Here is a 12482-nt window from a genome sequence, read left to right as displayed (position 1 = left end):
TCTTTAATCTAATTGTGTATGATATTTAACGTCTCGTTAAGGTTAAATGCCAGCTGTCTGAGCGACTTAAACTTCTAGAATTACGTGCCGTATTTATTGCACTGACTAATAAAAAGATACGAACCTCATCCCCTGTATTGTTATTAAACAATATTTTATTGGGTCTTAAATCGCCTGCGCCACCTCTTGCAATAAAAGTACCAGGTGAAGGCTGGGCTTCTACTTTTATCGCGAAGGCTTCATTATTGAATAAGAAATTAATGTCCCGTAATATTAATTTTTGGCCCTTTTTCACATCGAGCACAATCTGTTGCAGAAGAATAGTTTTCCGTCCACCTACCTTGATATTTGTTAGCCTGCCGCCGACGATTCCGTTTAATTGGAACAAATAAATCACCCCGAGAATTTAATACAATAAGATATGAGGATTTAATAGTTTTGGATTGGGTCAAGCAGGAAATAGTTGCTAGACATTAGATCGTGAGGAGTTTGAATCATGGGGAAAGTTAGTGCTGTTATACAAAATCCATATTGAAGAAGTAGCAATAAGTGGTGGATTAGCCTTTGAGGTTGAAAGTAAAGTAATATTTCCGAGTTGTTGTTGCGGGCTTGAGGGTTGGAGAAAAGTGCTTGAAGCGGTCCTACTCAAAAAGGAAGTATGGCTTGGTCATGATCCATACCCCACTTTGGAATTTACAAATAAATTGGTAAGAGTCTGGTCTGATGATTATTCTGGCACATTTAGAAAGGATTTGTCAGAGCAAGACTTACAAAAAGTGTTTTATATCGAGTATGTACGGGATGACTTAATGAATAAGCTGCAAGCAATTGAGACAGATTTTTTAGAGTTTTATCACCATTCATTGGAAAAGGCACTCTACATGATTGATGACAACCTTAAAGAATCTTTACTTTCGCAATATTGCAGATGGTTCGATCTGAATTTAAGTTAAGACTTCAAATAATTGAACGAACGGAAACCGTTGTGCAAACAAATAAAAAAAAGAGGTTATTTCTCCGGCCGCCATTACGGCCAGCATTGAAATAACCTCTTTTTTATGTTCATTTAATTTCAATATTTTTATCCATGATGGGCTTCAGCACTTCTTCCTCGCACATGCTGATATAGATAACGGACTTGAGATTTGCCAGGTTCTCAAATCCGCCTACATGCCGAATATCAAAGACATCATCTTCCCCGTCCCAATCAGGCTGAATGATTTGATAGATTTCATTTCCGCCATCAAAGCACAGTTCAGTTACTTTGTCCAAATCCACTTTTTCAAGCAGCAGCTTAGAAAAAAACGCTAAAATTTCTGGTATAGGACCGGAATCCTCTGTATACCATTCATACTTGTCCGTAAAATCTGATTTTAGCTGTTCAAGCTCCTGTTCAAATGCCGGATTTTGATCAAGCAATGCATCGATTACTGTCAGTTTAAAGTTAAAATCTTGAAACATTCCCGTGTGATCCGTATAGGTATTCATGGCATTATCCTCATTTCATAATTTCTTTTAAGTTTAGTTGATCCTCTCCCAGTTCAAATCAAGCTTAAATAAAGGGAAATATTACTTACTCTTTTCATTCGTTATTCCAAGAGCCCTTAAAATAACACCTGCTGAATAAGCAAGCACAGTAATATCTATAATTTTATTTAGACAGAAATGAAAGAATTGAATGATTTGAAGAGGGAATTTTTGTTTTACCGCTAAATCCATATCTACAAAAAAGGAAGTAGTAGGTAATGTAGCGGAAAAATGAAGACAGAAAGCATAGTAAAAGGATTTAACGTAATTCCCTAATAACACTACAAATGCCGGCATTGAGTTTACTTCTTCAATTTTTATACCTGAGAATGCAAGATACAATAGAGAGTAAGTAATATCTGCAAAACTTATAATAACAGCTATCTTAATAAATAACAGTTGAATCTGAACTCGATTAATTACATTAAAGCTAATAGATTTAAAACTCCGAATAATCCATTTGTAAAGAAAATCTAAAATAAAAATAGCATTTAATATAGAAAGAACAACTACACCAACATTAGTTATAATACCAACATCTGTTTTCATTAAAAATGACGAAATTGAATTGTTCGGATATAAATTTACAAACCTAATAATAAAACCAAAAAACGAAAAAACAAACACCAGAAACCCAATTACCCAAAACATATATTTAATAATAAAAACCACTATCAATGGAATGTCCGATTTATTAATCAATATTCTCTCGATATAGTCACCAAAGAATTCAAAAATTTTATATAGAATAATTGATATTGAAACTAATCCAAATATAAAGTAAGCATAATCATTTATTAACGAAGACAACAAAATTACAACTATTATGCATCTAGTGAAAAAAGCAGAATAACTATTATTATAATTACCATAAACTCTATAGTTAACTTTTAGTACATCAACTATTATGAAGATTATACATAATGCTATACATACCGCTAATCTTGAAAACCGATCTTCTTCCAATATGAAGATACTGTAAGCAAAAATATAAGGGATTAAAGTCATGATACGGTTCAGATTCAAACCTTTTTCCTGTTCAGTTATAAACATCACTTCAACTCCAATACTTCATAGTAATAGACTTATAAAAACTCGTTTAACTTATTACGAATTTTTATAATTTCATTAGAACCAGTAGTCAGGAGAGGAAGAAAGGATAGATCATATTTTACACAAATATTGTGTTTAAGTTTATCTCTTTCAGTTTGAACCAAGTTGTTCCGATGATAATTAAAGCCATTTACTTCAATTGCCAAAAGCGGCTGTTTATTTATTGCATCATACACAACAAAATCAAACGAAGCTCTGTTTTTTACATATTTCTTCTCCGTTTCATTTAGTTGATCTGTTACCTTAAATATATCTTTTAAATATACTTGCATACTGAAAGTAAAACACTTATAAGTATCTTCTTCCATTAAATCGCTTAGAACACGCCAAATAATATTTTCCGATTTAAATTTAGATTTATTAATTAATCGAGCCTGAAGTCCGTTCAACCGATCTGAGTACTCAGAGTACAGCAAATCAAAAACTGATATCAATTGACTTTGTGTAATATGTTCGTGAAGCGTATTGTATTCAATATAGCGTATAAGATCACCGATATCTTTTCGAGAGTTTCGAAATAATGAATGGTCTGTAACAAGAATAAACTGATTTTGAGCTCTAGAAACTGCTACATTAACTAAGTTTGGATTCTCCACGAATTGCTTCCCGAATTTCCCGCTTTTAGTTTGATCTAACACGGTAGACAAAATCATAACCGGTTTTTCTCGGCCTTGGTACCTATGAACTGTATCAATCTCAATCTGCTCCAATTGAGAATTTGCTTCTGTTACCTGCAAACGATATGGAGTAGTGAACCCGATATCTTTTAATGGAACATCATTGAGCTGGAGCTCTTTAATAATTTCTTCTTTAACTACATCAATTTCCCTGTGGTTAAAATTACCTCGATCTTTTCCCACTGTCACTCTTCGCATGTGGTTGCCAATAGCCGTGTAGTGTAATCTAATCGATACATCTGACTCTTCTTCAGTTGTCATAGGTATCAAATCGTTATTGTAATATTGGTCATTGCAAAACCCAATAATTTTAGGTTTACATCTATAATGCTCCTTCAGCATAGCTCTAGGAATGTTTTGACCGTATATGGCAAACATAGAGGACAATAAACTATGTTTAAAATAATTGTAGGGTTCCTCAACATCTGAAGTTTTCAGCTTATTTTCTATCTTTTCATCAACAATTTGAGGAAGTTGCTTGGTATCCCCTACAATAATGATCCTTTTAGCACAAGACATGGCGAGTACACCCGTTAGTAAATCTACTTGAGAGGCTTCATCTACTATCACATAATCAAAGAGATAATCATCTGGTATACAAGACCGCAATGCATGAGTCGTGCTTAATACTATAGGATAATGTTTCAAAAAGTCCTCGATCCGGTTCCTATAGTTATTAACATTCCCTTTATACTTGGATTTACCATGATACTTTTCAAATAGTTTTTTCTTAAACAATTGAGTTGAATACATTTCATGCTCTTGTAAAAGAGGTTTAAACGATTCTTTTTTAAGCTCTCTATCTATTTGATCCTTTTCTCTCTCCAGTTCAGAGAGTTTCGATTCATAATACTTCGTCTGTAGGCGTGTAATTAACTCTAATCTGTCTTCTCTTAATTTCTTAAAATCAAAAAAACCATATTTAAACAGTAACTTTGCCTTTTGCAAAAAACGGAAGGACCTTTCACCTAAAAAATACTCATCGACTAAAAATGAAATAATTGTATCCGCTGTTTGATTACGAAAAAACAACCTCTTCATATCATCCAAGTTGCGTTCATCATTATGGAACTGGTAATGTTTCTGTTCCAGACGATATGCGGAAATCATTCTTTCAATTTCAGCTTTACGATTGGCGAGTAACAACAACCGTTCTAATTTATGGGTCAACTCATTAATTGTTTCACCTATCTGTTTTTCCTCAGCTTCGCAATCCCATCCTATCACATCTGGCTCAGGTAAGTTGTTAAAAAAAGCCTTCCTGTTATCCCACTTACCTAATGCTGCAACCATGAAACCATACCCTTTATCGTCAAGCTTATCTCTAACATTCTGTACGGCAGCATTGTTTCCCGAAACTACAGCCACAGACTTCTTATGAATTACGGTTAAGTTTGCTAAAATATTTAGAATCGTTTGGGTTTTCCCAGTGCCTGGCGGCCCTTCAATAATAGAGATATTACTGCTTAACGCTTGTTCAAGCGCTGCTTTTTGACTTAAATTAAATTTAAATGGATAAATAATTGGAGTAACCAATTTACTAGTTTTTTCTACAGGAGTCTTGTTCAAGTATGAAGCTAGTACACTTTTATGATGTATAACATTAAGTTTAGAAAACTGTTTTTTCAAAAACGATTCAAGATCATCTTCTATTGTTGTATATTGTGAAATGTCTTTCCAATAGTCCATAGGATCAATTGTCAGACGGGACGAATCCTCTTCAGGTATTATTTGAATCAAGGAAGGAGAATAAATTCGAGTATGCTGTTCTTCGAAAAAAAATTTTAGCCACCCTTCAAACTTCATTACAAATTTCACATTTCGTATCGGAAATCCTTGGTAAATAAATTTTTGATTTTCAATATTTACTTGAACAGGATTCCTAATGATATTAACCCTTGATGAGGGGAATTTATATTCTATTTCAGAATTCTTATATTTGATTTCTACAATTTGTTCTAGTATATTGTAATATTCAATTTCATTTGTTTTGTCGATCTGATCGACTAAAATCAAAACTTTTTGTTCGTCCATATGTATCGTCCCTATCATTATTAATTCAAGTATATTTATATACTATTTTCATTTTTATGCAGTATTCGACATAACCTGACTATTAACCTGCATATAGGAAAAATAAGGGCCGTAGACATTCTAATTATTATCAACACTAAAGAGCATACACTCATAAATTAAATTGATTTATCTAATGACCTATTACAACAAGCGATCATTCCATAATTCTACATACAGCATATAGTCAGCATGACAAATGAATTCCCATACTGGATTTTTCAAGAAGATTACAGTATAGGTTGCAATAATGTAAGCATTCCACTAGAAATGAAAGGAAAATCGATGGCTGCTGCACAGTCCGGACTGCTATTCTGATGGAGCAAAAGGTTAGACCTACTACAGATGATGGAGGTTCAGCGGTGCTCAAATTTATTACCTGGCCGTTTGGAGCGATTTGCATCATGAGCCTGATCGCGATTCTATTTCAAAAGGCTCGGTGGCGCAAATATCTCCATCCGTTCTCCTATGTTGGACGTATGGCGTTTACCAACTACATCATGCAAACGGTACTATGCACCTTTATTTTTTACAGCTACGGTCTGGGGATGTTCGGTAAAGTAAGCGATGTTGCCGGGCTAGGGATCACGATTGTCATCTTTGCCCTGCAGATGCTGTTTAGTAAGCTGTGGCTGAGCCGCTTCAAAACGGGCCCGCTGGAATGGGCTTGGAGAAAATTCACTTACTGGGGCAGATAACACCCGTCAGGCAGAAAGGAGACTGGCTAAGTCTCCTTTCTGCCTTTTGCGGCCTTGCCTGTTAATCTGAATATGATCATCCGTCAACTAACCTAACGGTATCCAGCCTTCCAGAAGAGCGCCCCCATCCGGATGATTGCGCGCAGTAAGCTCTCCTCCATGCTGTCTAATGATCCGCTGCGAAATAGTCAGACCTAATCCCGCTCCGCCTGTGGAACGATTTCTTGAAGCTTCACCGCGATATAAAGGGTCAAAGATGCGCCCAAGCTCCTCCGCGCTAAAACCCGGCCCGGTATCCTTAATGGTGAACTTTGCTTGATGCTCTCCCTTAGAGCACTGAACGAAAATTTGCCCTTCAGAAGGCGTGTGTCTGACGGCATTATCCAACAGATTGCTTATAGCACGCTCCAATAAGTGCGGATCGCCACTCACTCTCATATCTTCAGCCGTATGATTCAACTTTACGGAAATCTGCTTTTTTTCGGCTAGCGGCTGAAGGCTGTCTATCGCATTTTGCAGGATACTTCTAAGGTCAACTGTACTTCTGTTCAGCTCCTCCTCCAAATACTCCACCTTAGTAAAAGTGAACAGATCCTCCACCAGACGGTCCAACTGTGCGGACTTTTCTCTGCAGACCGCCACATACTTCGCCAGTTTATCCGGCGTCTGGGCAATGCCTTGCGCTATACCGTCCAGATATCCTCGCAATGCGAACAAAGGCGTCCTTAAATCATGCGCAACCGCAGCTATGACGAAGCGGCGCTCTTCCTCCAGCTTTCGCTGTTTTTGATTGGCTTCTTTAACCCCCTCCACCATCACTTTGAAGGCATCCCTGACTTCGGCAATTTCAGTTATTCGGGACGAGGGCAGCGGAACCTCCCAGTCTCCGGCAGCAACTTGTCTGGCAGCGGAGCTCATTCTGCCCAGCGGCTTGAGAATGAATCGCCGCATCTCGACACCCACAATGAAAAAGCCAAGTAAAAGCCCGGTAATGATCGCAAGCATAGAGATTATGCTAGTGTTTGGCTCATATATAACGATTCTGCCAAGCAGTTGACCGTTCTCGATAATGGAAAATTGCTCCGTACGCGATAATGCCTGTTGACGCTTGGGATCGGAATTATAAATTATTCCATCGGAAGCATCCAGAATAAGCGCATCCCTATTCATGTTCTGTAATTGAGCTTGAAGCTGATTTTGCCAAGCAACACTGCCCCAATTACTGGAGTTTGTTTCGATGAAGCCAATCATGCGGTTAAATTCCTCCTGCAATGTCTCATTATGCAAGCGGTTGCTGCCTAAGCTTAAAGTACCCGTCTGCAAATAATGGGCAGCAACGAAAAACACCCACGGCACCGTCAGGATGAACAGTAAACTGAGCAGGGTAAATTTGCGGATACGAAGTGTTTTCATTTCACCCTCCCGCCTTCGAACCGGTACCCTACACCCCATACGTTAATCAGATAGGCTGGCTGATTCGGATCCTGTTCGATTTTCTCACGGAGCCTGCTGAGATGGACGCGGATGGTATGCTTGTCACCTACGCCATCCCAAAATTTATCGAGAAGCTGGTCATAAGTAAAAACAAACCGCGGGTTTTCCGCAAATGAGCGCAGCAATTCGAACTCTTTCGGAGTAAGCGAGATACTTTGCCCGTCTACATAAACTTCATGAGTAGATAAATGAATTTGGAGCCGTCCAAAGTCCAGAACACTGCTTCTGTTCTCATGATGAGACCCGGTGCGCCGAAGTACAGCTTTCACTCTCGCTACAATCTCCCCGATTGAAGCTGACTTCACAATATAATCATCGCCGCCAAGCGTCAGTCCCCTTATCTTATCCACATCGTCGCTGCGCGCACTCAAGAATAGAATGGGCACATTGCTTTCCGCGCGGATACGCCTGCATAACTCAAAACCGTCAAGCCCCGGCATCATAATATCGATAATCAGGCAATGAACGTTTCTCTGCCGGAATACAGCAAGCGCTTGAACGGTATCAAAAGCGGTTTTCACCACAAAATTTTCATTTTCCAAAAAATCCTTCAACAGCTCAACGATACTTGGGTCATCATCCACGACCAGAACCGTTACTGCTTCACCCACATCAAACGCCACCTTTAAGCCATGCTAGCTGCTCACGTATATTTTCGCTATAAGTTTATCATTTATTTTCAATGAAAAAACAATCCGTCTCGTTTTGTGATGAGTTGTTTATTATTTTGTGACTTTTTCGCACCGTCGTTCGAGATATTTGGTTGTTATGCTTCTGTTGTGAAGCAATATGACGCTAATCACTGACATAGGAGGCTATTACGATGCAATCTGTTCAAATTGTACTATTTGACGGCTTTGATCTGCTGGATGCTATTGCGCCTTATGAGGTATTTTGTGCCGCGGAAATGCTGGCAGGCGGTGTAATGAATGTCGAATTTGTCACCGCGGAAGGACCGCGGCTTGTCCCTAGCGGCATCAACGGTCTAAAAATTGAAGCAAGCGGCAAGTTGAATCCGGAGCGTGCAGGCATCATTGTTGTACCTGGAGCATCTGGTGAAGTCCAAGGCAACGGTCCGCAATCTATTCCTGCTATTCTGGCACGAGCCATGAATACAGCTTTAACCGGAATGATGCAACAAGCACTCAAGCAACCTGATATCATCGTCGCTACTGTATGTGGAGGTTCGCTGCTATTAGCTATGGGCGGACTTCTAGAGGGCCGAACGGCGGTTACTCATCATATGGGCATGGATGTGCTGGGAGCAACCGGAGTTATTCCTGTAGCCGCACGCGTAGTAGACGATGGAAATCTGATTTCCGGCGGAGGTGTAACTTCGGGGCTTGATGTTGCTTTATACTTGGTAGAGCATGAGCTTGGGCCGCGTATCGCACATGCGGTAGAGCAGCTGTTCGAATTCGAACGAAGGGGAACGGTTTGGCAGCGGACAGGAATTGCACCAAGGGCACACCAGGAATCCGCTGATGAGAACGGAGAAACAGACAGGATGGACACGAAGAAGACCGCGACATCGGGCGTAACCTTCCATAACCCGGCCACTACTTCCTCTGTCTTTGATGGCGACTGGGATACGACGATCGCTACGCCAGTGGGGAAACTTCAAGTTAAGCTATCCATCACAACAAGCAATGGAATCATTCAGGGTAAGGCAACTCAAGGCAATGAAACGGTTGATTTCTTGAATCCTGTAGTTCAAGACAACAAACTGCTCTGGTCGCTGAAAATTACGAAACCGATGCGCTTGAATCTGAAGTTCGAAGTTGAAACTGAAGGCGAAGATATGACCGGGATCGCTAAGGCCGGTATACTGCCGGCATCCAAATTAACGGGCAAGAAGGTAATCTGATCAGATGAAGAAGCCTTACACTATTTTTGCTTGGATTACGTTTCTAATTATCCTTTATTCCCTAGTGAACAATTATCTCATTGATCCCGAAGCCAAGGCGTTTCTAAGCCAGAAAATCGGACTGAAACGCGATCTTAACCTACCCGTCTGGTTAAACGTGATGTATGTGCATGTTGCATTTGCCTGTATCACCATGGCGTCAGGGCTGCTTAACTTTTCCAATCGTCTCTTTGAGAAAAGCCGCAAATTCCACCGTACCAACGGCTATATCTATTTCGTGTCCGTATTGCTTGTTGTGCTGACATCGGGATATATGGCCCCCTACGCAACTGGAGGAAAAATAAGCAGCATGGGCTTCAACGCTCTTAATCTCATCTGGCTGTTTGTTACCATTACTGCACTTGTCCAGATCAAGAGGAAAAGAATCGTTCAGCATCGCAACTGGATGATCCGAAGCTACGCGTTTTGCTTTACGAATATGCTAATTCATCTGATCACCACCCTCTTCCATGAAGGGTTTGGTGTGGACTATGCTGCCAGCTATACGATAAGCATATATAGCTCTATTGTATTGCTGCTGATTGTTCCCAGCTTCATGATTAAAGCTAGAAAATCAAGCTGAAACTTTTGGACATCCAAACGGTGCCCTAATGAAACACCTTCGTTGTAAGCAGTTCTGCAACGAAGGTGTTTTTTATAGCTAGCCTATATAGTAGTGATAAATGGCTTAATACTTTCTTTCAACGGAGTGACGGGACCTCCAATTAATTTCTCCAAATCGGTTGAGGTTGAAGTCGTATTAATTTTACGCAGAAATCCATAGATCCAGTTTTGGATGTCAGCATCTTCACGGAGAACAATAGGCTTGCCTGACATTTCAGACAATGCTGCTGCTAGATCATCAAAGGTCCATGGACGGGATGCCGTAAGCTCATAGGTTTTGTTCTGATGATCCCCTTCTGCCAGAACGGCTGCTATCCCCTTCGCAAGGTCTTCACGCGTTACTGTATTAAAGCTCCATTCCCCGGGAGAGATACGCAGCTCACCTGTATCGATAGCCGCATTCAAACCAAGCACTCCAACAAAATCCGTATATAATGAATTCCGCAGAAACGTGTAAGGAATTCCGGTCGTGAGGATGGCATGCTCCGTTGCCATGTACAAATGTGAGGTTGAAATTGAATCATGCTCGGGAAAAGCAAAGCTTGTAAACAGCAATTGCCCCACTTGCGATTTTTTTGCCGCTTCGATGACATGAGCATGTTGACGCAGCCGAATCGTATCATCCTGATTAGAGCTTGATATGAGCAAAAGCTTGGAGGCGCCGGCAAATGCTTGATCAAGCGTCTCAGGTTTATCGTAATCACACAGTCGTACTTCAATTCCCTGCTCTAGAAGATCCTTCGCTTTCTCCAGGTCGCGAACACAGGCCACAATTTGATCTGATGAAACCTTCTGAAGGAGCTGCTTCAAGATTAAACTACCTAATTTGCCATTGGCACCTGTAATGACGATCGACATTGCTTTCATCCTTCCTGCTTCCAATTAGTTAAGCCCTTAACTAAATAATCAAAAAAATTTATGTTCTCTGTAGTTTTTCTAATAGCATAAGGAGCTGTTTCAATTCATGTTCTTCCAGCGTGTTCATCTTTTCGGCAATTCGTTCACGATTTTCAGGCAGGTTCTGCAACAACAGGCTCTGGCCTTCACTTGTGATCGTTATTACCGTTTTCCTGCCATCCTGCGGATGACTCGCCCGACGAATGAATCCGTCATTTTCTAATGGGACAAGCAATAAGGTAATATTCGGCTTCGTAACCCCAATTCGCTTTGCAAGCATAGAGGGGAGTATCGTGCCGCCCTCTTTCATAATTTCAACTAAGATGCGAATTCGGGCACCATTCAAGCCTTTGGACTTCCAATATTGCTCCGATACATCGACTAAATTGGCCGTTGCTTCAACTAGTGAGAAAAAAACGAGTGAATGCAGCGGTAAATCATGAACATATTGTTGCAGCTCTTTCAAAATGTCACCACCATTAAATAGTTAAGCACTTAACTTTATTAAAAATACTACATACGCCATACATCTGTCAATTGCATACTGCGGATGTTTTAGAAATAGTCGTGGCTGCTAGCTTCCAACGGCAGACAATTATCAGTGTCTCGCCTTGCAGCTCGGCCGTCAACGTGCCGCCCATGTTGTTCATCAGACTTTTGGCAATGGAGAGTCCAAGCCCCGAGGTTTGGGCGGACCTTGCACGATCTGCCGTATAGAACCGGTCAAACAAGAGGCTGACGTCGCTTCCGGCTAAATCCTTTGCTTCGTTAATGATTGTCAAATCTGCTGTCTCCCGCTGCCGGTCGAGACGGATTAGTACCTGCCCGGACGTATATTTCACCGTGTTGATAAGCAAATTCTCAACAACTCTCCGTACAGCCGATTCGTCAGTGTATACGGCCACATTTTCCTCCGGCAGCATAATTTCAGGCGTAATGCCGCGCGCGTTGAACGAATCGTAATATTCGACCACAATGTCGGAGATCAGGCCGGTTAACCCAAGCTTTTCAGCTTTAAGGGGATAATCCAGTGATTCGATCACGGACAGCTCAAAGTAGTCATTCAACAACGCCTGCAACCGTTTGGTCCGATTTTTGACGGTCGCGACATATTCAAGCTTCTCTTCAGGCGTTATACTCTCCGCCTCTAATAGTTGGATATATCCGAGAATAGAGGTTAGCGGAGTGCGTATATCATGAGAAATATTTGCCGCTGCCTGCCGGAATTCATACTCGATCCGTTGTCTGCGGGCTTCCGCTTCGACGATTATATGAGATTGACGATTAACTTGTCCAGCAAGCGCTTCAAGCTTCCGGTCGAATAGAGCCACGTCGATTTTTTTACCGGTTCGCCCTTCATTATAGCTTCGCAATTGCTCCGTCATTCTTCCTAATTCCCGCCTTAGCATTATCAGACGGACAAGCAGGAGAGCTGCTGCCGTCATCGATAAAATCGTTAGAATAAGCAGCATC

At 40.6% G+C, this 12482-nt stretch carries 13 protein-coding genes; 4 read left to right on the top strand and 9 right to left on the bottom strand.

Features of this window, described 5'->3' with window-relative positions; translation table 11 throughout:
* Positions 1-25: 25 nt before the first annotated feature.
* The gene (locus IEX98_RS01205) at positions 26-388 is read right to left on the bottom strand and encodes a hypothetical protein (protein ID WP_188887119.1); all 363 of its coding nucleotides are present in this window, start codon (positions 386-388) and stop codon (positions 26-28) included.
* Between the two features lie 121 nt (positions 389-509).
* Between IEX98_RS01205 and IEX98_RS01200 the strand changes: the two genes are divergently transcribed.
* Positions 510-953, top strand: a complete 444-nt coding sequence (locus IEX98_RS01200) for a hypothetical protein (protein WP_188887118.1) — start codon at positions 510-512, stop codon at positions 951-953.
* A gap of 109 nt (positions 954-1062) precedes the next feature.
* Here IEX98_RS01200 and IEX98_RS01195 read toward each other — a convergent pair whose 3' ends face one another.
* From IEX98_RS01195 to IEX98_RS01185, 3 genes are all read right to left on the bottom strand, one after another.
* Positions 1063-1488, bottom strand: coding sequence for a DUF6892 domain-containing protein (locus IEX98_RS01195; RefSeq protein ID WP_188887117.1), 426 nt, complete (start codon positions 1486-1488; stop codon positions 1063-1065).
* Between the two features lie 81 nt (positions 1489-1569).
* Positions 1570-2580 (bottom strand): hypothetical protein, encoded by a 1011-nt coding sequence (locus IEX98_RS01190; RefSeq protein WP_188887116.1) that lies wholly within the window; start codon positions 2578-2580, stop codon positions 1570-1572.
* 32 nt (positions 2581-2612) lie between these two features.
* Complete coding sequence (locus tag IEX98_RS01185; RefSeq protein ID WP_188887115.1) at positions 2613-5351, bottom strand: AAA domain-containing protein; 2739 nt, start codon at positions 5349-5351, stop codon at positions 2613-2615.
* 356 nt (positions 5352-5707) lie between these two features.
* Here IEX98_RS01185 and IEX98_RS01180 point away from each other — a divergent pair, with 356 nt between their 5' ends.
* Positions 5708-6088 carry a DUF418 domain-containing protein gene (locus IEX98_RS01180; protein WP_188887114.1) on the top strand — a complete coding sequence of 127 codons (381 nt, stop codon included), beginning with the start codon at positions 5708-5710 and terminating at the stop codon, positions 6086-6088.
* 87 nt (positions 6089-6175) lie between these two features.
* On the opposite strand, the gene IEX98_RS01175 is transcribed toward IEX98_RS01180, so the two are convergent.
* Together IEX98_RS01175 and IEX98_RS01170 are read right to left on the bottom strand one after the other, a co-directional pair.
* Entirely contained in the window at positions 6176-7501 is a 1326-nt protein-coding gene (locus IEX98_RS01175) for a sensor histidine kinase (RefSeq protein ID WP_188887113.1), read from the bottom strand.
* Positions 7498-8193: a response regulator transcription factor gene (locus tag IEX98_RS01170; RefSeq protein WP_188887112.1), complete on the bottom strand. Its 696-nt coding sequence runs from the start codon at positions 8191-8193 to the stop codon at positions 7498-7500. The genes IEX98_RS01175 and IEX98_RS01170 overlap by 4 nt, the downstream gene beginning before the upstream one ends.
* 212 nt (positions 8194-8405) lie before the next feature.
* Between IEX98_RS01170 and IEX98_RS01165 the strand changes: the two genes are divergently transcribed.
* Positions 8406-9449, top strand: coding sequence for a DJ-1/PfpI family protein (locus IEX98_RS01165; protein WP_188887111.1), 1044 nt, complete (start codon positions 8406-8408; stop codon positions 9447-9449).
* Between the two features lie 4 nt (positions 9450-9453).
* Positions 9454-10071, top strand: coding sequence for a DUF2306 domain-containing protein (locus IEX98_RS01160; protein WP_188887110.1), 618 nt, complete (start codon positions 9454-9456; stop codon positions 10069-10071).
* Between the two features lie 83 nt (positions 10072-10154).
* Here the strand turns inward: IEX98_RS01160 and IEX98_RS01155 are convergent, their stop codons facing one another.
* The 3 genes from IEX98_RS01155 to IEX98_RS01145 form a co-directional block, all read right to left on the bottom strand.
* Positions 10155-10979, bottom strand: coding sequence for an SDR family oxidoreductase (locus tag IEX98_RS01155; RefSeq protein ID WP_308421729.1), 825 nt, complete (start codon positions 10977-10979; stop codon positions 10155-10157).
* A gap of 49 nt (positions 10980-11028) precedes the next feature.
* Positions 11029-11478: a MarR family winged helix-turn-helix transcriptional regulator gene (locus IEX98_RS01150; protein ID WP_188887916.1), complete on the bottom strand. Its 450-nt coding sequence runs from the start codon at positions 11476-11478 to the stop codon at positions 11029-11031.
* A 64-nt stretch (positions 11479-11542) separates the two neighbouring features.
* Positions 11543-12481: a sensor histidine kinase gene (locus IEX98_RS01145; protein ID WP_229691924.1), complete on the bottom strand. Its 939-nt coding sequence runs from the start codon at positions 12479-12481 to the stop codon at positions 11543-11545.
* Position 12482 lies beyond the last annotated feature (1 nt).

Origin of the sequence: Paenibacillus radicis (ex Gao et al. 2016), from assembly GCF_014641555.1 — a bacterium.
Lineage (GTDB): Bacteria > Bacillota > Bacilli > Paenibacillales > Paenibacillaceae > Pristimantibacillus > Pristimantibacillus radicis.
The sequence above is the reverse complement of the archived record's forward strand: the minus strand, read 5'-3'. Positions and strand labels throughout refer to the sequence as shown.

Excerpts from the sequence above, each read along its gene's own strand:
- IEX98_RS01195 (WP_188887117.1), bottom strand. The coding sequence starts at position 1,488 with ATGAATACCTATACGGATCACACGGGAATGTTTCAAGATTTTAACTTT.
- IEX98_RS01190 (WP_188887116.1), bottom strand. The coding sequence starts at position 2,580 with ATGTTTATAACTGAACAGGAAAAAGGTTTGAATCTGAACCGTATCATG.
- IEX98_RS01185 (WP_188887115.1), bottom strand. The coding sequence starts at position 5,351 with ATGGACGAACAAAAAGTTTTGATTTTAGTCGATCAGATCGACAAAACA.
- IEX98_RS01180 (WP_188887114.1), top strand. The coding sequence starts at position 5,708 with ATGGAGCAAAAGGTTAGACCTACTACAGATGATGGAGGTTCAGCGGTG.
- IEX98_RS01175 (WP_188887113.1), bottom strand. The coding sequence starts at position 7,501 with ATGAAAACACTTCGTATCCGCAAATTTACCCTGCTCAGTTTACTGTTC.
- IEX98_RS01165 (WP_188887111.1), top strand. The coding sequence starts at position 8,406 with ATGCAATCTGTTCAAATTGTACTATTTGACGGCTTTGATCTGCTGGAT.
- IEX98_RS01160 (WP_188887110.1), top strand. The coding sequence starts at position 9,454 with ATGAAGAAGCCTTACACTATTTTTGCTTGGATTACGTTTCTAATTATC.
- IEX98_RS01155 (WP_308421729.1), bottom strand. The coding sequence starts at position 10,979 with ATGAAAGCAATGTCGATCGTCATTACAGGTGCCAATGGCAAATTAGGT.
- IEX98_RS01145 (WP_229691924.1), bottom strand. The coding sequence starts at position 12,481 with ATGCTGCTTATTCTAACGATTTTATCGATGACGGCAGCAGCTCTCCTG.